The following is a 26,228-nucleotide window of genomic DNA, read 5'->3' on the forward strand; positions in this document are numbered from 1 at the left end:
GTGATGGTACCGTTTTGCTGAGCGGTGATTTAATGAAGTAGTTGACTAAAATGGTGCGTGTTTCCCCCGGCTGTTTTTCCCTTTCCCCTCCCTCCCGGCGACCACTCCGTTTTCCCCGAGGGACGATTCCCGTGCCGAAATAACTCCCCGTGATATGACCGTGCCATCCCGCCATATGGCAAAAGCCCCCCGGGCACCCGCGAGCTAAACCGCGGTAATCAGGGGAAAGCAGTGGTTTGGCTTGATAGTTGCTAAATGTGGTACAGACGTTTTTTTAGTAAAGTTCACGACTTTTATGCCGATACGGCAAGATGAAAGGCGAGGTGGATGTGCATCTCATTAAGAATGGCGCTTAACCTCCCTTTTTTTCGTTTTCAAACATCGTATTATTGGAATATTCCGGTAGATTGTTTATACGATTGATTCACAATTTATTCTAATTAATGCAGCGGTCCGCTCTGGATCATGGGAAGAATTAGCCGAGTAAAATTGTGACGTTCTAAGGTTTGACCGTGGAAGCAGCGAATACATCTGTGGCAGCACGACAAAACAAGGAGGGAAAAGTGAACAGAGTCGAAAAAGGATTTCTGTCGGGAGCGCTGTTGATGTCCCTGGTTGCCCCAACCTGCGCGTTGGCGGACGACCAGAATCTTCAGCTCAAGGTTGACGAGTTGACCAAGAAGGTGGAGCGGCTGGAGGACAGGTCGCTCAGCAAGTGGCTGCAGGTGGGTGGCGATTACCGCTTCAGGCTCGACTCCCTGTGGGGCCGGACCGTCGCCTACACCGACGTCAACAGCACCTTCGCCAACGCCGAGAACCAGATGAACGCCGGGTTTCTCAACAACCCCGCAGGCTTCGGCCCGCAGGTGGCGGCCTTCCAGAACTTCGTCACCCAGATGAGGGGGACCACCACCTTCACCGGCGCCCAGCAGTTCCTGGGCAATCCCACCAACCAGGCGATGCTCGGCGGCCTGCAGAACTTCGCGGTGGCCGTCCCGGCCTACAAGCCCAACAACGACACCCTCTACACCAACCGCTTCGGCCTTAACCTCCACGCCAAGGCCACCCAGGACGTCACCGTCAACGTCCGCCTCTTGGCCTACAAGGTCTTCGGTTCCCAGGAAGACGCCGCCATCACCAACGGAGGGTCCACCCCGTTCTTCGCCGATCGCGTCGGCGTTTTCGACGGCACCCTGAGCCGCGTTCCCTCCTCGAGCTTCCTGAACGTCGACCGCGCCTACGCCACCTGGTCCAACATCGCCGACCAGCCGATCTGGTTCTCGGTAGGTCGCCGTCCCTCCACCGAAGGTGCCCCCTCCAACGTCCGCCTGAACAACGAGCGGCCGGGTAACGGCGGGACCCCGTCGCTGCTGGTCGACTACGCCTTCGACGGGATGACCCTGGGCTACGCCCCCGACATCGAGGCCCTCCCCGGCGCCTACGCGAAGATCTGCTACGGCCGCGGCTTCGAGTCCGGTTTCGAGAACCCCGGCAACAGCCTCAATGACACCGACATGCTCGGGGTCGCCGTTCTCCCGGTGGACACCGATCCCCTGAGGGTCTGGCTGCAGTGGAACCGCGGCTTCAACATCTTCGACTTCCCGGTCATGAAGAACACCGCCTTCGGCAACACCGCACCCACCGTCAACCTGGGCGATATCGACTGGTACGGCGCAGGCGCCATGAGCACCCTGAAGAACATCGGCCCGGGGAAACTCAACTTCTTCGCCGACGCCGGTATGAGCATCACCCACCCGAACAACAACGTCTCCTCCAACGCCGGCTTCCAGGGTCTTATGACCGGTAACTTCTTCAACCCCGAGGCCCCCAACGACAAGACCGGCTGGGCCGTCTACCTCGGCGCCCGCTACGACTACGAGCCGACCAAGACCAAGGTGGGCCTCGAGTTCAACCACGGTTCCAAGAACTGGATCCCCTTCGATCCGGCCGCCGACGACATGTGGACCTCCAAGCTCGGTACCCGCGGCAACGTCTACGAGGCGTACCTGATCCAGGAGCTCAACCTGAAGCCGATCTCCAGCTACCTCTCCAAGGCCTTCTTCAGGGTCGGCATGCAGTACTACGACTTCGAGTACACCGGCAGCAACAACTGGGTCGGTGCCCCGATGAAGATCTCCGACGTGAAGCAGACCAGCATGCTGATGCTGACCCCGCTCTCCGTCGCCCGCGACATCTACGCAACCTTCGACGTCAAGTTCTAACCGGCAACCTGCGCCGGGCACCTGGTGCCCGGCGCACAACCGAAGCAAGCCGCAAAAGGAGTGTCACATGAAAACCAAAAGGAACCTGCTCGTACTCTGCGCCGCCCTGCTCCTCTCCGTCTTCCTCTCGCTCCCGGCCAACGCCGAAGAAATCAAGATGGTCGGTACCCTCTCCAAGATCACCCTGGCCGCCGACGGCAAATCCGCCACCGCGGTCCTCAAGGACACCAAGAGCGGCGAATCGGTCACCATCCTCGTCACCGACGACCTGACCCTCGACAAGTTCAAGGACAAGCGGATCGTGGAAGGGGACGAGATCCGCTGCAAGTTCGAGAAGGGCGAGAAGAACAACAGCAAGATCTTCAAGAAAACGGCAGGATGCTAACGGCGGTCCAGGGATAAGGAGAAAGCGATGTTCAAGAATACGTTTCCCCTCATGGTACTGGCGGCGGCGCTGACCGTTTCCGCCGCCCACGGCGCGGACCTCCCGCCGCAGGGGACACCCTTCGTCAATGGATGCACCGGCTGCCACAAGGCCGAGCCGAACACCGTCTTTGGCTACTTCGACAGCGTGGCCTTCAAATCGGCCACCCTGCAGCTGCACGGCGACAGCTCCGTGGAGCTCATGAAGTTCGACGAGGACGAAATCAAGTACCTGACCGCCGCCGGCAAGAAGATGGACGGCGACGGCCTGCACAAGACCAAGAAAGGGCAGGCGCTGAAGGTCGTCTACACCGAGCAGGGCGGGGTGAAGACCGCCGTCTCGGTGGCCGAGAAGCCGGAAGTGAAGGTTCCCGCCGGGAGCCTGGTATCCACCGCCGAGGTGGCCAAGCTGGCCGCCAAGAAGGGTGCCGTGCTGGTCGACTGCCGTCCGGCCGCAGCCTTTCTGGCCGGTGCGCTGCCGGGTGCGGTGAGCGCTCCCTTCGACCCCGCTACCCCTTCGCTGACCGCCCTTCCGGCGGACAAGGCGTCCGCGCTCGTCTTCTACGGGGCCGATTCCTTCAGCTTCGAGGCCCTGGCCGCCGCCGGGCAGGCCGCCAAACAGGGGTACACGAACGTCAAGATCTACCGTGATGGCGTGGCCGGCTGGTCCGCCGCCAACGCCCTGGCCCTCTCCCCGCGCGGTCTCAAGGAGGCCTGGATCGACCAGCACAACCCGGCCATCATCCTCGATGCCCGGGCCGCCAAGGATGCCACCAAAGGGCACATCGCCGGGGCCGTTTCATTCCCGGCCGCCGCCGCGGCCAAGCTCGTCAAGAACCTTCCCGATTCCGGGAAGAATCCCCCGGTGGTGGTCTACGGCCAAGGCGCCGGCAAGGATACCGCCAAGGTTGCCAAGGTCCTCGCCAAGGCGGGATACGCCAACGTCCGGGTGCTGACCGGCGGGTACGGCGCCTGGAAGAAGGCAGGATACCGGATCGCCTCCGGCAAGCTCTCCGCCAAGGCGACCTACGCCGCCAAGCCGCGCACCGGCGAGATCCCGCTGGAAACCTTCAAGAGCTACCTCGCCGCCACTCCCGCCGACGTGGTCATCATCGATGTCCGCAACGCCGACGAGACCAAGGGGGGGATGTTCAAGGGTGCCAAAAACGTCCCGCAGCAGGATATCGCCAGCAGGCTCGCCGAGATCCCCAAGGACAAGAAGATCGTCACCCACTGCGCCACCGGCGTGCGGGCCGAGATGGCCTACCAGATGCTGAAGAAGCTCGGCTACCAGTCGGTCTGCTTCCTCAATGCCAAAGTTGAGTTCGACAAAAACGGCACCTACACCTTCAAGAAGGAGTAGCAAGGAGCACGGGGAGGGGCCGGAGTGCGTTCTATAGATTCAGAGTTCGCTATATTCGGTTTCTTTGCCTGACCTCGCCCAACCATACATCAGCGGCCGGGCGCCCCCTTTTAGGCGGGTGCCCGGCCGGTACCGAGATCCACGAGGTGACATGACGTGACCAAAACAATTTCACGTAGATCGTTTCTAAAAATAACCGGAGGGACCACGGCCGGGCTTTCGCTGGCCGCCACCCTCCCCGACCGCTTCCTTCTCTGGGCCGAGGAGCAGGGGATGCTCAAGGCGACCTACACCCCGACCTTCTGCGAGATCTGCTTCTGGAAGTGCGGCGTGATGGCCAAGACCATCAACGGCCGGGTGGTCAAGCTGGAAGGAAACCTGGCCCACGCAGGCTCCCGCGGCAAGCTCTGCGGCCGGGGCAACGGCGGAGCGGGCCTTCTCTACGACCCGAACCGCCTGAAGACCCCGCTCATCAACGTCGGGGCCCGCGGGGAAGGGAAGTACCGGAAGGCCTCCTGGGACGAGGCGCTCAACGTGGTCGCCGAGAAGATGACCAAGATCAAGGAGAAGTACGGCCCCGAGTCGATGGCGCTCTTCACCCACGGCACCCCGACCGACCACTTCCTCCCGCTCATCCAGGCCTACGGCTCCCAGAACGTGGGGATGCCCTCCTTCGCCCAGTGCCGCGGACCCCGCGACGTGGGGCTGGAGCTTACCTTCGGCGAGGGGATCGGCTCCCCCGAGCGGGTCGATCTCGCCAACAGCAAGGTCGTGGTGCTCTTGGGCTCGCACTTGGGCGAGAACATGCACAACTCCCAGGTGCAGGACTTCTGCGACGGGATCGCCCGCGGCGCCAAGCTCGTGGTGGTCGACCCCCGCTTCTCGGTGGCGGCCGGCAAGGCCCACACCTGGCTCCCGATCCGCCCGGCCACCGACCTTGCGCTCATCCTCGCCTGGATCAACGTGATCGTCTCCGAGGGGCTCTACGACAAGGCGTACATCGACAGCTACGCGGTCGGCTTCAATGAGCTCGCCGCCGCCGTCAAGGAGTACACCCCGGACTGGGCCGCCGTGGAGACCGACATCCCGGCCGGGAAGATCATCGAGACCGCCCGGCTGATGGCCAAAAACGCCCCCGCCGTCTGCGTCCACCCGGGGCGCCACGCCACCTGGCACGGCGACGACGTCCAGCGCTCGCGCGCCATCGGCATCCTCGCCGCCCTGCTCGGTTCCTGGGGGAGGGAAGGGGGGCTTTACCTCGCCACCACCGCCTCCTTCCCGAAAGGGGAGTCCAAGCCGTTCCCGACCCCGGCCCGCGACGCGCTGAACCTCGGCCCTTACCCGTTCGCGGGGGGCGAGGGGGTCACCCAGGTGATCCGTTCGGCCACCATCACCGGCAATCCCTACCCGATCAAGGGATGGATGGTGACCGGCACCAACCTGATGAAGGCGGTCCCCAACCAGAAGGAGACCATCGAGGCGATCAAGAAGCTCGACCTCCTCGTGGTGGTGGACGTCATGCCGTTCGACACCGCCATGATGGCCGACGTCATCCTTCCCGAGTGCTCCTACCTCGAGCGCCACGACGCCCTCGCGGTCGGCAAGGGGAAATCGCTCACCGTCTCGCTGCGCCAGCCGGTGGTCGAGCCCCGCTTCGAGTCCAAGCCGGGGTGGTGGATCGCCAAGGAGCTCGGCAAGCGCCTGGGGCTCGCGGAGTACTTCCCCTGGAACACCCTGGAGGACAAGATCAAGAGCCAGTGCGCCGCCTGGGGGGTCAACTACAACGAGCTCAAGCAGAAAGGGTCGCTCACGGTTCCCAACACCTCCAACCCGTACATCACCCCGCTCAACCAGCCAACCTTCAAGACCAAGTCGGGCAAGATCGAGCTGGCGAGCAGCGAGCTGAAGGAGAAAGGGTTCGACGCGGTGCCGCGCTACACCAAGCACCCGCAGCCCCCGGCAGGGGAATTCCGCCTGATCTACGGCAGAAGCGCGGTCCACACCTTCAGCCGGACCACCAACAACCCGGAGCTCAACGAGCTCTACTCCGAGAACGAGGTCTGGCTCAACGCCAAGAAGGCAGCCGAGCTCGGCATCAGCAACGGCGCCAAGGTACGGCTCGAGAACCAGGACGGCGCGGTCAGTAACGCCGTCAGGGCCAAGGTGACCGAGAGGATCCGCGAGGACTGCGTCTACCTCGTCCACGGTTTCGGCACCAACAGCAAGGAGCTCTCCCGCGCCTTCGCCCGCGGGGCGGACGACCAGGGGCTCATCACCCGCTTCGCCGTCGATCCCATCTGCGGGTCGACCGGCATGAGGGTGAATTTCGTCCGCATCAAGAAGGAGGGATTAGATGCCTAAGTACGCCATGGTAATCGATCAACGCCGCTGCGTCGCGTGCATGGCGTGCGTGGTAGCCTGCAAGAAGGAAAACGACGTTCCCCTCGGGGACTTCCGGACCCGCGTGGTGGAGAAGACCGAGGGGACCTTCCCGCAGCTGAGGATGGAGCTTCGCTCGGAGCTCTGCAACCACTGCGACAATCCCCCCTGCGTCTACAACTGCCCGACCGGCGCCTCCTACAAGAACAAGGACAACGGGATGGTGCTCCTCAAGAAGTACCGCTGCGTCGGCTGCAAGTCGTGCGTGGCCGCCTGCCCCTACGACGCCCGCTACATCAACGAGGAGAAAGGCTTCGCCGACAAATGCACCTTCTGCGAGCACCGCGTGAAGGAAGGGAAGGAGCCGGCCTGCGTGGCGACCTGCATCGGGAAGTCCCGCATCTTCGGCGACCTGGAGGACCCCAAGAGCGCGGTCAGCATCGCGCTGCGTGAGAACCACTCCGAGGTCCTTTTGGCCAGCGCGGGCACCAAGCCGCGCGTCTTCTACATCAAGAAATACGGCAAGCCGGAATAGGAGCCTTAGCTATGGAACTTACCGTTACGGGAGCAAACGCTATCACCTCGCCCCATCTCCACGTCTGGGACTGGCGGGTGTCCTTGTACCTTTTCCTGGGGGGACTTTCGGCCGGCCTGGCGATCATGACCTCCATCCTGCACGTGAGAAAGGGTGGAAAACTGGCGGAAGGGGAGATCGCCGCGGTGACCGCGCCCCTCTACGTCCCGCTTATCCTGAGCATCGGGATGTTCTTCATCTTTCTCGACCTCGAGCGGAAGCTGAACGTCTTCTGGTTCTACCTGACCGTTCAGCCGCTATCGCCCATGTCCTGGGGCTCGTGGGGGCTTCTGGTCTTCTACCCGATCTGCATTCTCTACGCGCTCGCCATGCTGCCCGACCAATACCGGCCCAAGCTGACCCTGCCGTTTTTGATCAACCTCTCCGAGCGGCTGCGCGCCTACCGCCTCCACTTGGCGGCCTGCAACTTCGGGATGGGGATCTTCATCGGCATCTACACGGGGGTGCTCTTGAGCTCCTTCGTGGCCCGTCCGCTCTGGAACTCGGCCATTTTGCCGGTGCTCTTTCTCACCTCGGCCATGTCGGCCGGGGCGGCCTTCATGATCATGATTGCCAAGGAGAAGAAGGTGAAGCTCTTCTTCACCAAGGTCGACATCTGGCTCATCCTCGCCGAAATGGTGCTGCTCCCCCTGTTCTTCTACGGGCAGTACACTTCCTCCGGGGCACACCGTGAGTCGATTCTGCCATTTTTTACTTTCAACCACGATTACTTCTGGTATGGTTTGGGACTGTTACTGTTAGTGGTGATCCTTCCCGCCGCCATGGTACTGAAGTTTCTCGAGGTTCAGGAAGACCACGGGGAGGAGTTGACTCCGGTGGCCTTGATGAAGATGAATCTGAGCGCGCTGCTGGTATTATTGGGGGGACTCATCATCCGTTTCTCCTTCGTCTATGCCGGTCAGCTGAGTCACCTGTCCTAGCCTTGTCCGGCCAGACCGGGCATTATTTCAAAAAAAGGAGAGTACGCATGAAAAGATTGGCAACCGTTTTCGTCGCAGCACTGATGACCCTGAGCTTCGCAGCAGTCGTAATGGCAGAGGAGAAGAAAGAAGAGACCGCTCCGGCCGCCGAGAAGAAGGAAATGAAGAAAGAGAAGAAAGAGAAGAAGGCTGCCAAGAAGAAGGCTGCTAAGAAAGAGAAGAAAGAAGAGGCTCCGGCCAAGAAGAAAAAAGAGGCTGCAGGCTGCTAACATCCTGCCGGCTTTTCGGGGGGGCATGGGCTCATGCCCCCCTTTTTTTTACGCCCCCGGCCGTTGATGGGAGAGGGAGACTGGCGGGGGAACGGGAGTATCGTGCCGGAAGAAGGGCCCACAATTTCAAGCAGCAGCGGGATAGGACGCGCGTTCCCTGGGTGGGGTAAGCGCATGGGTGCCACCCTGCTGCTGTTGGCGGTCGCCATGATCGCCCTCGTTAGTTCCGGGTGCATGCCCGCCGCCGATTCCGGCTGTCTCTCCTGCCATCGTGGGATCGAGGCGGTCTCGGCCTCCCACCACGGCTGCACCTCCTGCCACGGCGGCGACGGCCGCGCGGCCAACAAGAGCACCGCCCACCGTGGGCTTTTGGGAGGGAGTAACCCTTCTGACCCGGAGAGCTGGGAGGACGGCTGCGGCCGCTGCCACCGCTATCAGCTCGAGCGGGTGAAGTCGACCATCATGCAGACCAACGCCGGCATGATCCGCAATATTCAGCTCACCTGGGAGGGTGAGGACGGGAAAACCTACGCCACCGACTGGGGAAAATTCTTCTCTCCGGAAGGGAAGCCCTTCGAGGCCGCCCCGGTAGCCGATCTCGACAACCTCTCCGGCGAGCTCTACCGGAAGTTCTGCTCCCGCTGCCATATCGGGAGCTCCAACAAGCAAAGCTACGGCGCCGTACACGCTTCGGGGTGCGCGGCCTGCCATTTCTCCTGGAACGACGAGGGGACCTACCTCGGGGGCGATCTTGCCGTGCGCGGCAAGGGTGGCCACTCGCAGAGCCACAAGATGGAGCCCCTCCCCGCCATGCAGAGCTGCACGCGCTGCCACAGCCGCAGCGGCCGCATCGGCTACCTCTACCAGGGGCTCTACGACGGCAACAACAGCCTGGTCCCGACTTTCAGGGGGGAGGCGGGGCCGGTGGCGGCCAGCGGCCTCCGCTCGCTCTCCCGCATCGCTCCCGACGTCCACTTCGCCGCCGGACTCGAGTGCATCGACTGCCACACCTCCCGCGACACGATGGGGGACGGCTATGCCTACCGGAACATGTACCGCCAGACCGAGATCTCCTGCGAGGACTGCCACGGCTCCGGCGACGTCCCCCCCCGCTTTCGCACCATCGCGCGCGAGAACGAGGAGCCGCTCAGGGAATCCCGCTCCTACCGCAAGCCCGCCGCCATGGGGATGCGGATGGTGCTGACCGCCAAGGGGCGGAGCTACTCCAACGTTTTCTACCGGGAAGGGACCGTCTGGCTGCAGGAAAAGCGGAGCGGCAAGCTGCACAAAAGCCCGCTCATCACCGGGACCCCCGAGCACCGGATCGCCGGCCACAGGCGGCTCGAGTGCTACAGCTGCCACTCCCGGACCTCGATCCAGTGCTTCGGGTGCCACACCACCTACGACAAGCGGGAGAAGGGGGAGGACGCCATCACCGGCGAGGAGACTCCCGGGCTCTTCAAGGAGAGCGAGGATTACCGGATGCTCTATCCCTTCCCGCTGGCCCTGAACCAGCGGGGGAGGATCTCGCCGGTCACTCCCGGCTGCCAGACCTTCGTCACCGTCACCGAGCCGGACGGGACCAATTCCAAGACCGAGTACGTCACACGCTTCAAGGGGAGCCAGCAGCTCCGTTTCGCCCCCTTCTACTCGCACAATACCGGCAAGAAGGCGATCGGCTGCGCCGAGTGCCACGCGAACCCGGCCTTCCTCGGCTTCGGCCAGCACGTGATGGAAGGAAACAGCATCCGCGGCACCATGATCTGTGAGCGCTCGAACGATAAGCCGCTCGACGGCTTTCTCCTCATGGAAAGGGGGAGGGTGAAGGCCTACTCCGCCATCACCCGGGAGAACGGGCGCCCCTTGAACACGGCCGAGGTGAAAAGGACCCTCTCGGTCAACCTCTGCCTTCCCTGCCATGGGAAGGGCAACGACCCGATCTATCGGAAAGGATTGAATTACCGTGCGCTGGACGATACTATCCACCGTCGCCTGCTTTCTGGCCGTTAGCCTAGCTGCCGCGGCGTGGGCGGGCCCCGGCGCGGCGAAAAGGTTGCCGCCCCACCGCGGTCTTGCCTGCACCGCCTGCCACAGCCGGGGAGGAAGCTATAGCGACCCCGCCTCGAAGGCGAGCGGCGCCGCCGGTTGCGTTGGCTGCCACCGCGGCTACCAGGCGATCTTCGCCTCCGCGATGGGGAAACGGGACGGTGAGCGGCGGTTTGCCGGGCGGAGCTGGGGTAAGATGGATCGCCAATTCTGGGAGAAGAACTGCACCTCCTGCCATCTCACCGGATGCCTCGATTGCCACGGCGATCCCCACGCCATCTCGCTTCCCAAAACCTCCGACTGCCAGCTCTGCCACAAGGGGTACTACACCGGGTGGGACTATTCGGGGAGGGCGCCGCGCGAGGACAACATGCGCTACCAGCGGGGAATAGCAGTCAACGGGGAGACCTTCCTGAAGATGCTCCCCGACGTCCATTACCGTGCCGGTATGACCTGCGGAGCCTGCCACGGGATGCGGAGCCTCCTGCCGGGGGGAGCCCCCCGCGGGTGCCGTGACTGCCACCGGCCGTCGCCGAAGGTTCTCGAGCACCGGGTCGCCGCCCACATGGAGCGCCTGGAGTGCTACGCCTGCCACTCGGCCTGGGGGGCGCAGGAGTACGGGACCTTCATGCTCCGCTTCCGCGATCAGTCCCTCAAGGAGGGCTTCGACCTGAAGCCCGGGCCAAGCGCCGAGTACCTGCGGAGCAGCTACCTGAAAAAGCAGGACGCTCCTCCGTTGGGGATCAACAGCCGGGGGAGGATCTCGCCCATCCGCCCCGAGTTCATCGCCTACTACACCGACGTCGCCATCGCCCGGCAGGGCGGGGGGGAGAACCTTCTCCTTGCGGCCGAGTGGCGGGCGTTCTTCCCCCACACCGTGCAACGGGGAACGGCCGGGTGCGAGGCGTGCCACGACAACCCGCGCCGCTTCCTCCTGGAGCCCCCCGATGAGCGGATCTACTCCCTCGCGCGCGACGGGATGGGGCTCGCGTCGTTTTGGAGCCAGGACGGACAGCGGATGGTCAACGGCAGTTTCCTCCCCGCGGCGCGCTACGCCCGGATGAGCGCCAAGGGGCCGAACTACAAGAGGATGTACGTCGAAAAATGGAAGAAGTTTCTCGGCAACGCCGGCGGTTCCTCGCCAAGATAATCGCCCTCCTGGTCGGGCTTCCGCTCCTTTGGCGCTACCTGGTTCCGGCCGGGGCGGGGAAGGGGAAGGTGCTCGTGCGCGCCCGGAAATCCGATGTCCCGGAGCGTGGGGCGCTGGTCTTTCGCGAGGAACGGGTGGCCCTGGTCCGCTCGGCCGGCGACATCTACGGCCTGAGCCTCGTCTGCACCCACCTCGGGTGTACCGTCAACGTGACGGCCGACCGGCTCTCCTGCCCCTGCCACGGCAGCGAGTTCGACCGCTTCGGCAAAGTGATGAAGGGACCGGCCACCGCACCACTGAAACGGTTGAAACTGGAGCTAAGGGGCGATGACATCGAGGTGATGGAAGGGTGATACGGGATTTCCTGAAACATCTGTTTCCGCGGGTGGTGATCGAGCGCAACCTGCGCATCGGCTACACCTTCTGCCTGGGGGGACTGGCCTTCACCGCGCTGATGCTGATGGCCGCCACCGGCCTGCTCCTTCTTTTGTACTACCAGCCGACCCCGGAGCGCGCCTTCCCCTCCATCCTCTTTTTGGAGTCCCGGGTCTTCGGCGGCGCCTACCTGCGGAGCCTGCACCGGCTCACCTCGCACCTTTTGCTGGTGCTGCTGTTTCTGCACACCATGCGGGTGGTGCTGACCGGCGCCTACCAGCGCCCCCGGCAGCTCAACTGGGTGATCGGCTGCCTGCTGCTCGGCCTCTGCGTCTTCGAGGGATACACCGGCTATCTCCTCCCCTTCGACCAGCTCGCCTACTGGGCCACCCAGACCGGCATGGAGCTTCTGGGGGCGGTCCCCTTCGGCGGCGTCATCCGGCAGGTACTGGTCCCCGACGGCGTCGGGCAGCCGCTTTCCCTTTTGCGCTTCTACGCCCTGCACGTGGCGCTCATCCCCTTGACCCTGCTCATTCTCTGCTTCCTCCATTTCTACCGGGTCAGGAAGAACAAGGGGGTGCTGCCGTACCTATGAAAAGGGGATTCGTCAAAAGCTCGCCGCACTTCTTCCGCCCGGTCGGGCGTGCGCTCCTTCTTTTGGTGGTGCTCCTCGCCGCCTTGGCCCCCTTTATCCCGGCCCCGCTGCAGGAGGCGGCCGATCCGGCCCATACCCCCAATCCGGTCAAGGCCGCCTGGTTTCTCCTCTGGATCCAGGAACTGGTCAGCCACTCCCGGCTGATGATCTACCCGGTGCTGGCCGGGGCGCTCTTCTTTCTGTTCCTCCCCTGGCTTCCGGGGCAGTTGCGGGTCAACCGGGCCACGTGGTTCCCGCGGGAGCTTCGCTGGATCAACCTGGCGACCGTGACGGTCTTCGTCGCCATCGTCGTCCTCACCGTGGTCGCCCTTTACTTCAGGGGGGAGAATTGGTCGCTCTCTTTTCCCGGCTAACGCTTCTCCTGCTGGTCTTCGCACCTGCCCTGGCGCAGGGGGCGGTGGCGAGGGAGCTCTGTACCTCCTGCCATAAGCCGCACTACCGGGAGCGGGGGAGTTGCATCTCCTGCCATCGGGGCAATCCGGCCGCGCTGCGGAAAAACGTCGCCCATCACCTGCTGATTCCCGGGAAGTATCTCTGGTACACGGTGGGGAAGGGGGATGCCCTGGCGGGCGGGGAGAGGCTGATGGAGCGCTTCGCCTGCCGCCGCTGCCACGTCTCCGGGGGGAAGGGGAACCACCTCGCCACGCCACTGGACGGCGTGATGCGGAGCCGGGAGGCCTCGGCGGTGGTGGCCGCCATCCGGACCCCGGCCCTCGGGATGCCCGACTTCCGGCTGACCGACCGCGAGCTCACCCCGCTTATCAACGCGCTGTACGCCGGGAGTTCCCGGGCGCCCGCGCCCGTCAAGGAGCCGCCGGTCTCGGTCCATTTCGCCGACCGGGCCGGGAGAGCGCAGGACGTCTTCAGCCGCAAGTGCGGGTCCTGCCACCGGATGCTGACCTCGCGCCTGGGGCTTTTGGGGAGCGGCGAGATCGGTCCCAACCTCTCCGGGCTCCTGACACCCTGGTATCCGCCGACCTTCCGGGGAAGCGAGCGGTGGAATGCGGAGCGTCTTTTCAGGTGGGTGGAGAACCCGCGCCGGATCGCGCCCGAGGCGCGCATGCAGCCGGTTCCGCTCACCGCCGAGGAGCGCCGGGAACTCGAGCGGCTTTTCTGAATGAAGGGAGGAAACAGCTATGACCCTGAAAGTACGGATCCAGTATTGCCCGACCTGAAACCTGATGACTGCGGCGGCCGGTCTGGCTCGCGCAATCCAGCAGACGGGATGGGACGTCGTCGTCGACTTCGATAAAGAGGCCGAGTGGGGTGACTTCAATGTCTACATCGGCCATGAGAGGGTCTTTTGCCGTCAGGAGAAAGGGAGGGTGCCGGATGCTTCCGAAATCCTGCCGTTATTGGAGGCGAGGCTCTCGGGCGGGGAGGTGAGGGGAGATGAAAGCTGATCTCTTCGTCGAGCTGCGCGCCGTCGCCCTGGAACTAAGCGATCAGGGGGATTTCCCCGACTGGCTGCTGCCGGATATCCTGGCCATCGCCGACGGGAGGGAGGTTTACGCGGGCCAGACCGCGCTGATTGCCGAGCTCATCGCCCAGATCAAGGGATACGACCCCTACGCGGGGGCCGGTTGCTTCGGCGACTCGGTCGGCGCCGGTACCATCGAAACCACGGTCCGCAAGATACGGGCGGGGCGCCGGCAGTCCGAGGACAATGCGATCACCTGCGAGCTCCTCGAATGCTGCCAGTTTTTCAACGACAGCATGAAGGATCTCCCGAAGGCCGCCGAGTACATAAGGTCAAAGTTGTGCCGCGGCGACTTCCCCTCCTGCCCGCGGTACCGGATCTTCAAGGCCCACCACGGCCAGGATTTCCCCCCCCACCTGAGCCCCATGGACGTCGACGAGGTGGCCAAGGCGCTGCGTTGCCTCGAAAAGCGAAAGGGGGCAAAGCCATAGGCCTGCCCCCGGATCTTCCTCTGTCTTGAGCTAGCGGCCTCAGCGAGATCGTTACCGCCTTGCCGCCTGCAACCGGGTGGCCAGGGCACGGAGATGGCGGCCATCGGTCCCGCAGCACCCGCCCAGTATCTTCAGACCCAACTCCGCACCGGCGGCGGCCACCGACCGGCCGAACGATTCCGGATCCTCCTCCACCAGCTCCGCGGCGTTGTCGAGCTCCTCGGGACTGAGGGCCGCCGTATTGGCGAGCAGGCCGATCATCCGGCTGCGGACCTCCGGCGAGGAGTTGGCCTCGTCGAGCAGGGCGGCCCTGGCAAAGGAGGCGTGGGTGCAGTTGATCATGAACCCTTCCGGCTTCCGATCGGCCGCCGCGTCGATGGCCGCGATGGCCTCCCGCAACGGGGTGCCGTCGAGCAGTGTCCCGGCGGGACGGACCACGAAACTCACCACGTATGGCTTTCCGGTGGCGGCCAGGGCCATCGCCAGCCCGGTGGCTTCGCTCAAGGCCGGAAGCGTGGCTGCGAGGAGGAAATCGACCGAGGTCTTGGCCAGCTTTTCCGCCTGCCACGCATGGTACTCCTTCGCCTCCTCCACCGGGAGCGCCTCGGAGGGATGGTAGGCGTCCCCCTTGCAGCTCATCAATCCGCAGATCAGCACCTTCTCTCCGTACCTGCCGTAGCTTTTCCGCAACCCGTCCAGGAAGGCGGCATTGTCCCCGTTGAGATCGCGCCCTTCGAGCCCAGCCGCGGCGATCCGTTCGCGGCTCGCCCGCCAGGTCGGGGTGGACATGAGGAGCGGCAGCCCATACTCGCAGCCGATGTCCAGGTAATCGCGGCAGATCGCCTCCAGGGCGCTCCTTGTGTCATCTTGGTAGATGAAGGCCGAGTTGACGACGAAAGGATCGAGCTCGATCCCCTCTGCGCGCCGCAGCCGCTCTATCACGGCTCCTTCCCCCAGGACACAAGGGATTCTCTCAAGTAGTTCAGTCAAGGTTCCCACCGTGTATGTACCTCCTCCCATCCCCGTCCTTTTGCCATAAAAGTCGTAGGATGGCCAATTATTTGCTATTCTGGGTCGTCTTCCGGTGGCCACCGGTCACCACCTTCAGTTACAGCATACCGGAGATTGCGCCGCCGAGAGCAAGATCGGCATCGGCAGGTGCCGGCCAGGCGAGGTGAACATTGAACAAGAGAAAGATCCTTCAGATACTCCTGCTGCTGACCATGGTCATTGTCACCGGGTGTGCCACCACAACCAGTCCATCTGCGACTGGAATGAGAGGCGCACCGGCCGTCGATGAGATCGTGGGTCGCTTGAACCGCATAGCTCCGGGATCGAGCCAGCTAGTGCTGGTCACCGGGGAGGCCGGTGCCACCGCTTCCGCAGTCCTGGCCATCGGGCTGGAAAAGGAGGACGGGGCATGGCGGGTGGCGGTTCCTGCGATCGACGCGGTGATCGGCAGCGGCGGGTTCGCGGAGCCGGGAAGGAAGAGGGAAGGGGACATGAGGACCCCGAGCGGGGTGTTTCCGCTGGAGAGAACCTTCGGCTACCAGCCTTCCCTCGACTCGAAGATGCCGTACCGCCAGGTTACCGGGGAGGACGTCTGGGTAGACGACGTCAATGCGGACGACTACAACCGGCCAGCCAAGAAAGGGGAGACCAGGGCCAACTCCTTCGAAAAGCTCAAACTGCGTAACGACCTCTATCGCTACCTGCTGGTGGTGGAGTACAACACCCGTCCGGTGGTGAAGGGGATGGGGAGTGCAATCTTCTTCCACACCTGGGCCGGGCCCGGGATCGCCACTTCCGGCTGCATCGCGATGCCCCAAGAGCAGCTGATGAGGCTACTACGGTGGCTCGATCCCGCCAAGAGACCGGTCGCGGTGATGGGGCAGAAGCGGGTACTGGCGGCTCTCGGGAGGTGAGGCAAGTCCGTTACAGACTTGCCTCTTTCCCCATTTCAAAGCCGCGGTCAAGGAGCATGATGTCCACCTTCTCCCCGGCGGAAAGGCTCGCGTCGGGAGGGAGGAGGATGAGTCCGTTCCCCTGAGTGAGGGAGGAAAGACGGCCGGAGCTCTGGTTGCCGGTGGTCGAGACGAGGTAGCGGTTTCCCTCCACCGATACGATGCCGCGGACCAGGTGGGGGCGCTTTCCCTTGTTGGCCGTCGCCTCGAGCAGTTCGGCCTGGATACGGGGGCGGAAGATCCTGTCGTGCCCCATGGCCTTGAGGATCGAGGGGCGCACGAAGAGCTCGAAGGAGACCACGGCGGCGACCGGGTTTCCCGGGAGCGCGAAGACCGGCTTGCCGTCCAGCATGGCGAAGGCCAGCGGTTTCCCCGGCTTCATGTTGACCTTCCAGAAGGTGATCTTCCCTCCCAGTTTCTCGATGGCGAGCTTCACGAAGTCCCGGTCCCCCACCGATACCCCGCCGGTAATGACCACCATGTCGGCGTTCAGCCCCGACTTGATCTTCTCGATGGTTCCCTCCAGCGTGTCCGGCGCGATGCCGAGCATCAGCGGCTCACCCCCTGCATCCAGCACCTGAGCTCCCAGGCTGTAGCTGTTACTGTTGATGATCTTCCCCGGAAGCGGGGTAGAGCCGGGCTCCAGGAGCTCGTCGCCGGTGGAGAGGATGGCTACCCGGGCGCGGCGGTAGACGGCGAGCGACGAGGTCCCCATGGCGGAGAGCATGCCGATCTCCTGCGGGCGGATCAGCGATCCCGCCGGGATGACTTTTTCTCCCTCCGTGATGTCCTCGCCACGCTTGCGGATGTGGGCACCTTTCTTGGCACTGGCCGCAACGTGGATCGCGTCTCCATCCTCGCGGACGTCCTCGACGGGGACCACGGTGTCGCAACCGGGGGGAACCGGCGCCCCGGTCATGATCTTGATCGCCTCACCGGGAGCGACCGGAGTGGAGCGATACTCCCCGGCGGGGAGGAAGCCGGTCACCCGGAGCCGGTCGCCATCCATGGTGTCGTAGAGAAAGGCATAGCCGTCCATGGCGGAATTGTCTGCTGGCGGGATGTCCCAAGGGGCGATGTGGTCGACCGTGGTTACGCGATTGAGCCCGCTGAAGAGCGAGACCCGTTCCGTCTCTAAAAGTGAAATCGATGCCAGTATGCTTCGTTGTGCCTCTTCTATGGTGACCATGAGTGTCCCTCGCTGGAATCAATTCCCTCCCCCCTTGAGGGGGAGGGGCAGGGTGGGGGGAAGGCCGGCTTCGGTACTGCGCGGATGGTTCCCCCACCCCCTGACCCCCTCCCTCAAGGGGAGGGGGAGTCGTGGATTGAGTGAATTGAGTGGATGTTACTGACTGTTAGGCGAAGATCTCCCGGAACTTGGCGTCGATCATCTCCTGTACCCCCTGGTGGAGGCGGGCGTACTTGTCGAGGAGATCGACCGCTTGCGGCGTGAGGGTCGATACTCCCCCCCCGGTCCCGCCCTTCACCCTATCCACCAGCGCGAACCCGAGCCGCTTCTCCATTGCGTCCACGTAGGTCCATGCCTTCCGGTACGGAATCCCCATCTCCTTGGCGGCGGCGTTCATGGAGCCGGTCTTCCCGATCAGGCGCAGCAGTTCCTCGCGCCCCTGGCCGAAGACCGGTTGGCCGTCCACCTCCAGCCAGATTTTCGAGCGGACGTGAGGTGCGGTTGCCGTGGTCATGATTCTCCTCCTATCTCCAGGAGCTCCTCTGGAGTGTTGACATTGACGAAGGCATTCTGCTCGGGGTCGAGGGACGCCAGCTCCAGGTACGGCACGCTCCGGAGCCGGATCTTCGGAAAGTAGTTGTATGCGCAGTAATCGCCGGTGGCGATCTGTTCCTTGATGGGATCCAGGCAGCGCTTGGAATAGAGGGCGAAGAGCGGCTCGTAGCCATGCTCGCGGCAGGGGACCACGGCGTCGTATCCCTCCCTGGCCGCGCAGAGGTGCCGGACGATGGCCTCGTTGGGGAAGGGGAGGTCGCAGGAGGCGAGGAAGATGTACTCGGTCTCGGCATGGTAGAGGCCGCTGTAGAGGCCCCCCAGCGAGCTGCCGGGATAGATGTCGGGCACCACCGGCAGACCGTGTTCGTCGAAACGCTCGGCCCGGTCTCCTACCAGCAGGACCCGGGTGAAACAGCGCTGAAAGAGCTCGATGGTCCGGTCGATGAGCGTCCTTCCGCCGACCCGCAGGAAGGCCTTGTCCCTCCCCATGCGGCGGCTCTTTCCGCCCACCAGGATGATCCCCGTTATGTCGTTTGACCTGGTTCCCTGCATGATTTCTGCTCCTGTTTGTCCTGCCGTCCAGGCCTTATACCAAATCTGCATAACGATGGCAAGGGTGTCGTTGTGGCCTCTCTCTCCCGTTCAAGGGGAGGGCGGGGGTGAGGATGGGGAGCGGTGGATGATGCTCGCCTTGACCGCCGCCGATCCTTCGCGATACCGCGTTTCGGCCGCCTGCCAGCCGGCAATCACCGGAAGGGAGAAGTCCCCTTTGATGGCCCAGGCATCTTTAAGGTAGAACCAGGGCGCCAGGCTGGAAAGCCGGTACCCTTCGGACAGGTCGATCTTCTCGTCGGCCCGGATCCCCTTGATGAACAGCCCGTCCCGGTTGGCGGCCACCGTATGCCTCCCGTTGAAGGGGAAGGCCCCGGCGTCGCTGAACTCCCAGGCGATCTCCTGGAGTTGCTGGCCGTCCTTCGTGTGGCAGGAGGCGCAGGGGCGGCTTTTGCCGTACTTGTGGGAGAGCTTGTCCATCTGGATCCAGAGCAGTGCCTTGTTACCCTCGGGAAGCCCATCCACCAGCCCGACGTACCCCCAGGCGTCGTCGGTCCGCTGGAGGTCGGGAAGGCCGGCCGGGTAGCGCCAGTGGAGGCCCGGTTCCAGGCGGGAGTCCTTCTGGTTGAGAACCGCCATGGGGAACGGCTTGACGGGAATCCACCGGCCTCGCTGGTCCTTGAGGAGGATCGGCTCCTTCATGATCCCGTAGTAGTCCTTGTACTTGAAATAGGGGGTGTCGTAGCCGGCGAGCTTGCCGGGACCCCAGAAGGTCGCCTGGTAGCCGCCGACGTTGGTGATGTGGCACGCCTCGCAGGAGAGCTTGCGGTGCAGGGAGGTCGCCAGGCTCGCCACCGCCTCCGGATGGCACTTCTCGCAGCGCGCCTGGCGTTTGAAAGTGGCGTGTCCCAGGCTCTTGTCGTCCCTGCTGCTCTCATGACAGTCGAGGCAGCCGACCTTACGGGCCGCGTGCGGGTCGGGATTCATCCCCTCCGGGTGGGAGTAGGGGCCGCCGAAGTACCCGGCACCCCGGCGCCGGTCCTCCGGGCCGCCGTGGCAGAGCGCTCCGCGTCCCCCTCCGTAGCAGCTGTCGGGGGGCGGGACCCGCACGAAGGTGTGCATTCCCTTACCCGGAGAGCCGCCGCCCGCATCAGGGCGGTAGTGGCAGTCGAGGCACCCGACGTGGCAGCCGTTACAGGTCCGCTGGTTGAGATCGCTCATCTCCTGGGTAAAAGGGACCGCGGTGTTGGCGGAGATGGCGCGGTAGTTGCCCGCCGACCAGACGCCGCAGTTGTGAGGGCCGTGACGGGGATCGTCCCAGCTCCCGTACTGGCTCTGCTTGGCGTTACTCCCCATCGGGCTTCGCTTGAACTGCTCGAACTCTTCGTGGTGGCATTTCCCGCAGGTTTTTTCCATCACGTCGAAATCCTGGGAGAGGGTGTCGCTCCTTTTGTCCTGGGCGAGGAGGGCGGCCACCGCCGGATCCACCACCTTGCGCCCTTGCTTTTCCATCATCGGCTTCAGTCGCAGCACCGGGTCTCCGCTTTTCTCCAGCGGGAAGTTGCGGACGGCCGTTTCCGCCCGCAGCCCCTTCTTCATGACCAGGCGCAGCCGTCCCATCCCCCGGTGTGCTTCCTCGCGCTCCGCCTTGGCGGGGTTCCCCAGGTGGCATTCCGTGCAGTCGGCGGTCATCCCGCTTTGTTCTTCTACCTCGCGCTTGGTCACCGTGAAGTGCGGGAAACCGAACGCGGCCATTCTCTGGGCGTTGCCGTGACAATCGAGGCAACTGTCAGGAGAAAGCTCTTTACAGTCACTGGCCGTCGGCAGGCACAGAAGAAGGGTGAAAGCCGCGACTACTCCCACTGGCCGGATTATCTGCCGGATCGCCATTGTTGATCTCCTGTGACTGTTGGTCGGCACCGTTTTGCCTACTTTCACAATTGGCATTGAGACAAGCAATGCGCTCGGTTAATCCTGTGAAGTGATCCGGCGCAGGCTATGAGCAAGAATAACGTCTTAGTGAGCCTGCGCAACAGCAGCTCCGCACTCGTTCTCCTAAGGTGGGAGGTCCTCCCTTTCGAAGACCACATGGCCGAATCCGTGTTGGTGCGGGGCATCGGGAGTTAAGAGTATGTTGACATGCGAATTTTCGAATATATAATGCGGAAACGTGCCGGTTGTCAACATCCCGCACCGGTGCCACAACGAGCGTGAGAACGGAACCAACGACCATAAGAGGAGTCCATGATGAAGCTAAGAGTTGTCGTTATCGGCGCTAACGCGGCAGGGGCCAAGGCCGCCTCCAAGGCCAAGAGGGTCAATCCGCAGGCCGAAGTCATCGTCATCGACCGGGGGGATTTCATCTCCTACGGTGCGTGCGGTATCCCCTACTACATCTCCGACACCGTAGCCCACCTCGATGAACTGATGAGCACCCCGGTCGGCGTCATCCGCGACGGGAACTTCTTCAAGAAGGTGAAGGGGGTGGAGGTCCGGACCAACACCGAGGTGACCGGCATCGACCGGGAGAGGAAGATCGTGCAGCTCCACGACCTCGCCTCCGGCGGCCGCTCCGAGCTCGGCTACGACCGCCTGGTGCTCGCCACCGGAAGCTCCCCCATCGTCCCCCGGCTCGATAACGTCACCCTCGGCAACATCTTCACGGTGAAAAGCCTGGAGCAGGCGAAGGCGGTGAAGGAATCTGCCGCCGCCGACGCCACGGCATGCATCGTAGGGGGCGGTCTCATCGGTCTCGAGACCGCGGAAGCCCTGAGGCAGAAGGGGATGAAGGTCACGCTGGTCGAGATGCGCGACCAGCTCCTCCCTGGCGTGCTGGACCGCGAGATCGCCTTCCTGGTGGAACGGGAGCTCAAGCAGCAGGGGATCACCGTCCTCACCGGTTCGCCCGTTTCCGGCTTTGCCGGTGGCGAAACGGTGGAAAAGGTCCTGGCTGGCGAACAGGAGATCCCGGCCAGTCTCGTGATCCTCGCTCCCGGCGTGACCCCCAACGTGGCGGTGGCCAGGGAAGCCGGGATCGCCATCGGCGCAACCGGGGCCATTGCCGTCGACGCCATGCAGCGCACCAGCGATCCCGATATCTACGCCTGCGGCGACTGCTGCGAGGCTACCCACATCGTCTCCGGCAAGCCCTCGTACATCCCGCTCGGGAGCACGGCCAACAAGCAGGGGCGCGTGGCGGGGATCAACGCCGCCGGCGGCGAGGCGACCTTCGCCGGGGTAGCCGGAACCAGCATCCTCCGGGCCTTCCGCATCAACGCCGGGAAGACGGGGCTCACCGAGAGCGAGGCCCGCGCCTGCGGATACGACGTCGAGACCGTCATCTCCCCGGCCCCCGACCGCGCCCACTTCTTCCCGGGCGCGAAGCCGATCGTCCTGAAGATGGTGGCCGACCGCACGACGGGCCGGGTGCTGGGGCTCCAGGCGGCGGGCGAGGGGGCGGTGGACAAGCGGCTCGACGCCGCTGCGACCGCCATCACCTTCCGGGCCACCGCCGAACAGGTGTCCCAGCTCGATCTTGCCTACGCACCGCCCTATGCCGCGGCCATGGATAACCTGATCGTGGCGGCGGACATTATGAAGAATAAGCTGGCTGGCCACGCCCGCGGTATCTCTGCCCAGGAGGTGAAGCGCAAACTCGACGACGGCCACGACTTCATCCTCCTCGACGTCCGCTCTCCCGCGGAGCACGCCGAGGTAGGCATCGAGGGTGCGAAGCTGGTCCCGCTCGGCATGCTGCGGGAAAAAGCGGCGGAGCTTCCCAAGGACAAGGAGATCATCGCCTTCTGCAAGATCAGCCTGAGGGGATACGAGGCGCAGAAGATCCTGGATGCGGCAGGCTTCGCCGACGCCAAGTTCATGGACGGTGGGATCCTCGCCTGGCCGTATGCGTTAAGGAGAGGGTGATGGGACAGCGTCAGGCTTAGGACGGCTGGAGCAGAAAAAACTGAGGCCAGGCCTATCGGGATTCGTACCGGTAGGGCTGGCCTCTTTTTATTGCGGAACAGCGATAATTCTTAGACTACGCGTCCCTTCCCCTTCGAGGGGATGGACGGGATGGGGATAGGAAGGAGGCTCGTCAGGCGAAAGGCGAGGTTTCCTTGATGATGTTTCTCAGCGCTTGGCGGTCCGGCTCGCGGTCTCGGCCTTCTCTTTCAGCAGGACTTTCAACAGAGCGTCACGGCGTTCGACTTCGTATTCGAGCTCTGCGATGCGATCTCGCAAGCCCAAGGTAAGTTCCTCATGAAGTTCAACCGGTACTCGATAGAGTCTCATCAAGTCATCCAACTTGAAGAGATATCCGGAAGGAACCTTCTCGGCAGGAAGCTTCTGGTTGTCGATGTGGTTGTACAGTGTTCTTCTGGCAACTCCGAACAGTTTTGAAGCAGCGGTGACTCCAATCATATCCATTTTCTCACCAGCCTTTCCTATTCTGGCCACCCGGGCAGCCATCATAATCTGTCAGCTTCCGATCAATAACTCACCCTTCCACCGGCTGAACGGGGACGACCATAGCATAGTGCCGAAATACTTTCAATGGTTGTTAATCAACAACCGTTACCAAAGGTTTCTTCCGGGGGATCTCGGTTGAGACGCCGGAGGGGGGGAGATCGTTTTGGCCGGAGCCGTCGGTCGGCCGGGGGGAGGCGGTGGTCACCGGACGGCGGACGGACGGGGCAGGGGACACGGGCTCTGCGGGGGCGGCCGTGTCCATTGCATCTGCGGGTGGCGCCGGGACCGTTGCATCAGCGGACGGCACCGCGCCGACTATGGCCGCGGACGGCACCATGCTCCCTGTAGCTGCGGACGGCGCCGGGACCGCGGCCTCCGCGGAGGTGCCACCGCCGGGCCTGCTGCCGCGGGATGACTTCCGGCGCTGCTTCTGCTCATACATGATCTCGTCGCCGCGGACCATCAGGTCCATGAGGGAGCAGGGGGCCGCGGGGTCGTAGATGGCCATGCCGAAGCTGATGGAGAGTGGATAGGTCCTTCCGGCTTCCTCGTTATGCAGAGTCAAGCCGTCGCGCAGCCTCACCAGCAATAACTCGCCGTCCTCTTTCCCGCTCAGGACCGCCAGCCCGACGAACTCGTCTCCTCCCAGCCGTGCCACGATATCGCTATCCCTGAAGGAGCGCCGGATGATGCCGGCGGCGTCGACCAGGGCCCGGTCTCCCTCCTTGTGGCCGAGTGTATCGTTGATCCACTTCATCCCGTCCAGGTCGGCGTAGATGAGCGCCACGAACTGCCGCTTGCGTCCGACCGTCTTCATCTGCTGTTCCGCCAGGGTGACGAATCCGCGGCGGTTGTTGAGCCCGGTCAGCTCGTCCTTGAGCGACAGGTCGCGAAGCCGAGCCTCCGCCAGTTTCCTCTCCGAGATGTCGCGCAGGATACCCTCCACCCCGATGGCCCGCCCGCCGGCATTGAAGAGGATGCGTGCATTGAGCGAGGCGTCGACTACCCGCCCATCCTTTCTCTTCAGCTTGGTCTCGTAATCGTTCAGCTCCCCCTGCGCCTTCAGGCGCTTGAGCATCTCCTGTCGGTCGGCCGCGTCGGCATAGAAGGTGGTGACCGCCTTGCCGAGTACCTCTTCCTGGGTATAGCCCCCCATGGGGAGGATGGATGGAGTGATCTCGGTGATGAGGCCGTTCATGTCGGTCCGGTAATAGAGATCCTGGAAAGATTCGAAGATGGAGCGGTACTTCTCCTCGCTGATCCGGAGCGCTTCCTCGGTCCGTTTGCGGGCGGAGATGTTGCGGGAGACTCCCATGAAACCCAGGAAATGGCCGGCATCGTTGTAGATGGCGGTAAAGGTGACGTCGAACCAGGCGGTCGAGCCGTCTTTCCTGGTCTTTTCGATTTCCAGGCGGGTCCCGGTGATCCGCTCGCCGGCGGCGATCTCGGTGATCGCCTCGTTCAGCCTGGGGCGGACCGAGGCGAGGGAGACCGGGGAGAGGAGCTGGTCGAAGGTGAAGCGCAGTACCTCCTCGCGGCTGTAGCCAAGCTGGCGCTCGACCGAGGGGCTCACGTAGGTGAACCTGCCGTCCAGATCCATGGTCCAGATGAGATCGTTGGCGTTCTCGGCGAGCAGGCGGAACTCCTCCTCGCTGTCGCGCAGAGCGCTTTCGGTGGCCAGCCGGGCCAGCTCCTCGTGGCGCATGTGGGAGAAACCGGCGGCCATCATGGCCAGCCCGATCAGCCAGATCGAGCCGATCCAGAAGAGGACCTCGTGCCGGTGGTGGATTTGGGCGTCGAACAGCGGCTGCAGGGGGACGAGGACGGTGATGCCGCCGCGGACGTCGCCGTTGTCAGTGGCGGTATCGCGGTGGCAGCCACGGCAGGTCTCGTCCTGGAGGAGAGGGCGGATCAGCCGTAGATACGAGGTGCCGCCAAGCTCGATCTGGCCGCTCGCCTCGTTCTCCCCTTGGGCGAAGCGTCTGAGGGCGGCGGCTTCCCACTGGTCGGGAGCATGGGGGGCTTTTGCACCCAGGGCGGTCAGGCGGGTGGCAGTATCCGTCTCTTCGGTCGAGGAAGTAGTTGCCCCATCCTTTCGAGCGAGGGGAGGGGAGGAACGGTGGGAGAGGAGCTTGGTGGCGAAGGCGGTGCGGGCCTTTTGGAGTGCGAGGTCGTTGAGGTGGCTGTGGAGCTCGCGCATGCTCCAGAGGGCGAAGGTGCCGACGATAACGGTCCAGAAGAGTGCGCAGATGACTCCGTAGCGGAAGAGCGGGAGCATGCGGGCGGTGGGATGGAGGGGATGGTCTCCCTGATGGTTGGACTGGACGGGGAAGGGGCGGAGATGCTTCATGGATTTTCCTCGCTTACACAGTGGAGCGCCGGATATCTCATATATCGGCGCAGAGGAAAATTAATGAAGCACAAACGGCATAGCCACGGAGAAAATCTGAGAACTTCTGAGAAAAGCAGTTAGCCACGGAGAAAATCTGAGAACACGGAGAAAGTATTTAGGAACTTGAAAGTTAAACCCAAACCTAAGATCTAGAAAGATTAATACTTAAATCCAGTTTTCAGTGTCTCAGTATCTTGTCTCTCTCAGATTTTCTCCGTGTCTCCGTGGCTAACGCCTTCTCAGATTGTTTCCGTGGCTATTTGCCGAAAGCCTGCAGGAACTGCTGCAACAGTTGCGGGGCGTTGGACTTTATCTTCCCCCCCATGAAATCCATGATCCCGGGACGGTATCCCTGGAACCAGATCTTCTCCAGCATCTCCTTGCTGGTCTTGCAGACGCAGTCGGCCTCGCCGGCCGGCTTTCCTTCGGCTACCGTACATCCCTCGGCGTTGAGCGTCAGGGTCTTCTTGACGTCTTCGTCTATCGAGAAATAAAAGACGGTCGGGACGGGGAAGGCCCCCTTCTGGTAACTCTGCTCGAGGTTGTTGAATATCTCCGACATGCGGTTCTCCTTTGCGGTTAGTTGGTTCTCGCGGTGGCCCTCTCCCCCCGGCCGCCGGTGCGTTTGAGGAAGAGGGAAAGCGCGTCGCGCAGAAACTCGGAAGTGCTCTGGTTGGTCTCCTCTCGCAGGTTCTTCAGCATCGACAACTCCTGGTCGCTGATGCGAAGGGAGATCACGTTATGGCGCGCCGTGGTGACTATTTTCCTCATTGTTCATCCCTCGAAGCGGCGGGGCCG

Annotated in this window: 26 protein-coding genes; 17 read left to right on the plus strand and 9 right to left on the minus strand. The window is 63.4% G+C overall.

Annotated features, from left to right (window positions below; all coding sequences use genetic code 11):
• Positions 1-563: 563 nt before the first annotated feature.
• The 15 genes from L4X63_RS11075 (at position 564) to L4X63_RS11145 (ending at position 14,308) form a co-directional block, all read left to right on the plus strand.
• Complete coding sequence (locus L4X63_RS11075) at positions 564-2,222, plus strand: DUF3373 domain-containing protein (RefSeq protein WP_250678689.1); 1,659 nt, start codon at positions 564-566, stop codon at positions 2,220-2,222.
• 67 nt (positions 2,223-2,289) lie between these two features.
• On the plus strand, positions 2,290-2,607 hold the full coding sequence (locus L4X63_RS11080) for a hypothetical protein (RefSeq protein ID WP_250678690.1): 318 nt from the start codon (positions 2,290-2,292) through the stop codon (positions 2,605-2,607).
• Between the two features lie 27 nt (positions 2,608-2,634).
• Entirely contained in the window at positions 2,635-4,008 is a 1,374-nt protein-coding gene (locus L4X63_RS11085; RefSeq protein WP_250678691.1) for a rhodanese-like domain-containing protein, read from the plus strand.
• A 156-nt stretch (positions 4,009-4,164) separates the two neighbouring features.
• Positions 4,165-6,369, plus strand: a complete 2,205-nt coding sequence (locus L4X63_RS11090) for a molybdopterin-dependent oxidoreductase (RefSeq protein ID WP_250678692.1) — start codon at positions 4,165-4,167, stop codon at positions 6,367-6,369.
• Positions 6,362-6,922, plus strand: coding sequence for a 4Fe-4S dicluster domain-containing protein (locus L4X63_RS11095; RefSeq protein ID WP_250678693.1), 561 nt, complete (start codon positions 6,362-6,364; stop codon positions 6,920-6,922). The genes L4X63_RS11090 and L4X63_RS11095 overlap by 8 nt, the downstream gene beginning before the upstream one ends.
• Positions 6,923-6,933: 11 nt before the next feature.
• Positions 6,934-7,902 (plus strand): NrfD/PsrC family molybdoenzyme membrane anchor subunit, encoded by a 969-nt coding sequence (gene nrfD / locus L4X63_RS11100; RefSeq protein WP_250678694.1) that lies wholly within the window; start codon positions 6,934-6,936, stop codon positions 7,900-7,902.
• 47 nt (positions 7,903-7,949) lie between these two features.
• Positions 7,950-8,171: a hypothetical protein gene (locus L4X63_RS11105; RefSeq protein ID WP_250678695.1), complete on the plus strand. Its 222-nt coding sequence runs from the start codon at positions 7,950-7,952 to the stop codon at positions 8,169-8,171.
• A 174-nt stretch (positions 8,172-8,345) separates the two neighbouring features.
• Positions 8,346-10,181: a selenite/tellurite reduction operon c-type cytochrome ExtM gene (gene extM / locus L4X63_RS11110; RefSeq protein ID WP_250678696.1), complete on the plus strand. Its 1,836-nt coding sequence runs from the start codon at positions 8,346-8,348 to the stop codon at positions 10,179-10,181.
• Entirely contained in the window at positions 10,135-11,367 is a 1,233-nt protein-coding gene (gene extO, locus L4X63_RS11115) for a selenite/tellurite reduction operon b-type cytochrome iron-sulfur cluster-binding subunit ExtO (protein WP_250678697.1), read from the plus strand. The genes extM and extO overlap by 47 nt, the downstream gene beginning before the upstream one ends.
• Positions 11,322-11,720, plus strand: coding sequence for a QcrA and Rieske domain-containing protein (locus L4X63_RS11120; protein WP_250678698.1), 399 nt, complete (start codon positions 11,322-11,324; stop codon positions 11,718-11,720). The genes extO and L4X63_RS11120 overlap by 46 nt, the downstream gene beginning before the upstream one ends.
• Positions 11,717-12,337, plus strand: a complete 621-nt coding sequence (locus tag L4X63_RS11125; protein WP_250678699.1) for a cytochrome b N-terminal domain-containing protein — start codon at positions 11,717-11,719, stop codon at positions 12,335-12,337. The genes L4X63_RS11120 and L4X63_RS11125 overlap by 4 nt, the downstream gene beginning before the upstream one ends.
• On the plus strand, positions 12,334-12,750 hold the full coding sequence (extQ, locus tag L4X63_RS11130) for a selenite/tellurite reduction operon b-type cytochrome membrane protein ExtQ (RefSeq protein WP_250678700.1): 417 nt from the start codon (positions 12,334-12,336) through the stop codon (positions 12,748-12,750). The genes L4X63_RS11125 and extQ overlap by 4 nt, the downstream gene beginning before the upstream one ends.
• Positions 12,726-13,514, plus strand: coding sequence for a selenite/tellurite reduction operon c-type cytochrome lipoprotein ExtS (gene extS, locus L4X63_RS11135; protein WP_250678701.1), 789 nt, complete (start codon positions 12,726-12,728; stop codon positions 13,512-13,514). The genes extQ and extS overlap by 25 nt, the downstream gene beginning before the upstream one ends.
• 64 nt (positions 13,515-13,578) lie before the next feature.
• A complete protein-coding gene (locus tag L4X63_RS11140; protein ID WP_250678702.1) occupies positions 13,579-13,800 on the plus strand; it encodes an Rdx family protein in 222 nt (73 codons plus the stop codon).
• The gene (locus L4X63_RS11145) at positions 13,790-14,308 is read left to right on the plus strand and encodes a GSU3529 family protein (RefSeq protein WP_250678703.1); all 519 of its coding nucleotides are present in this window, start codon (positions 13,790-13,792) and stop codon (positions 14,306-14,308) included. The genes L4X63_RS11140 and L4X63_RS11145 overlap by 11 nt, the downstream gene beginning before the upstream one ends.
• Before the next feature lie 51 nt (positions 14,309-14,359).
• On the opposite strand, the gene L4X63_RS11150 is transcribed toward L4X63_RS11145, so the two are convergent.
• Entirely contained in the window at positions 14,360-15,250 is an 891-nt protein-coding gene (locus tag L4X63_RS11150) for a homocysteine S-methyltransferase family protein (RefSeq protein WP_250678704.1), read from the minus strand.
• Between the two features lie 332 nt (positions 15,251-15,582).
• On the opposite strand from L4X63_RS11150, the gene L4X63_RS11155 reads away from it, so the two are divergent.
• Positions 15,583-16,233: a L,D-transpeptidase family protein gene (locus L4X63_RS11155; RefSeq protein WP_250678705.1), complete on the plus strand. Its 651-nt coding sequence runs from the start codon at positions 15,583-15,585 to the stop codon at positions 16,231-16,233.
• A gap of 10 nt (positions 16,234-16,243) precedes the next feature.
• Here L4X63_RS11155 and L4X63_RS11160 read toward each other — a convergent pair whose 3' ends face one another.
• The 4 genes from L4X63_RS11160 to L4X63_RS11175 form a co-directional block, all read right to left on the minus strand.
• Positions 16,244-17,461 carry a molybdopterin molybdotransferase MoeA gene (locus tag L4X63_RS11160; RefSeq protein ID WP_250678706.1) on the minus strand — a complete coding sequence of 406 codons (1,218 nt, stop codon included), beginning with the start codon at positions 17,459-17,461 and terminating at the stop codon, positions 16,244-16,246.
• A gap of 166 nt (positions 17,462-17,627) precedes the next feature.
• A complete protein-coding gene (locus tag L4X63_RS11165) occupies positions 17,628-17,975 on the minus strand; it encodes a winged helix-turn-helix domain-containing protein (protein ID WP_250678707.1) in 348 nt (115 codons plus the stop codon).
• Positions 17,972-18,568 carry a molybdenum cofactor guanylyltransferase gene (gene mobA / locus L4X63_RS11170; protein ID WP_250678708.1) on the minus strand — a complete coding sequence of 199 codons (597 nt, stop codon included), beginning with the start codon at positions 18,566-18,568 and terminating at the stop codon, positions 17,972-17,974. Before mobA ends, L4X63_RS11165 begins: the two co-directional genes overlap by 4 nt.
• Positions 18,569-18,658: 90 nt before the next feature.
• Positions 18,659-20,323, minus strand: coding sequence for a cytochrome c3 family protein (locus tag L4X63_RS11175; protein WP_250678709.1), 1,665 nt, complete (start codon positions 20,321-20,323; stop codon positions 18,659-18,661).
• Between the two features lie 489 nt (positions 20,324-20,812).
• Here L4X63_RS11175 and L4X63_RS11180 point away from each other — a divergent pair, with 489 nt between their 5' ends.
• Entirely contained in the window at positions 20,813-22,492 is a 1,680-nt protein-coding gene (locus tag L4X63_RS11180) for an FAD-dependent oxidoreductase (protein ID WP_250678710.1), read from the plus strand.
• Between the two features lie 207 nt (positions 22,493-22,699).
• Here the strand turns inward: L4X63_RS11180 and L4X63_RS11185 are convergent, their stop codons facing one another.
• The 4 genes from L4X63_RS11185 to L4X63_RS11200 all read right to left on the minus strand — a co-directional run bounded on the left by L4X63_RS11185 (position 22,700) and on the right by L4X63_RS11200 (position 26,201).
• Positions 22,700-23,041, minus strand: coding sequence for a helix-turn-helix domain-containing protein (locus L4X63_RS11185; RefSeq protein ID WP_250678711.1), 342 nt, complete (start codon positions 23,039-23,041; stop codon positions 22,700-22,702).
• Positions 23,042-23,129: 88 nt separating this feature from the next.
• The gene (locus tag L4X63_RS11190) at positions 23,130-25,388 is read right to left on the minus strand and encodes a PAS domain S-box protein (RefSeq protein ID WP_250678712.1); all 2,259 of its coding nucleotides are present in this window, start codon (positions 25,386-25,388) and stop codon (positions 23,130-23,132) included.
• Between the two features lie 298 nt (positions 25,389-25,686).
• Positions 25,687-25,992, minus strand: a complete 306-nt coding sequence (locus tag L4X63_RS11195; protein ID WP_250678713.1) for a hypothetical protein — start codon at positions 25,990-25,992, stop codon at positions 25,687-25,689.
• Positions 25,993-26,009: 17 nt separating this feature from the next.
• Positions 26,010-26,201 (minus strand): ribbon-helix-helix protein, CopG family, encoded by a 192-nt coding sequence (locus L4X63_RS11200; protein WP_250678714.1) that lies wholly within the window; start codon positions 26,199-26,201, stop codon positions 26,010-26,012.
• Positions 26,202-26,228: the final 27 nt, after the last annotated feature.

It is taken from the genome of Geomonas sp. Red32, assembly GCF_023652955.1.
Classification (GTDB): Bacteria; Desulfobacterota; Desulfuromonadia; order Geobacterales; family Geobacteraceae; genus Geomonas.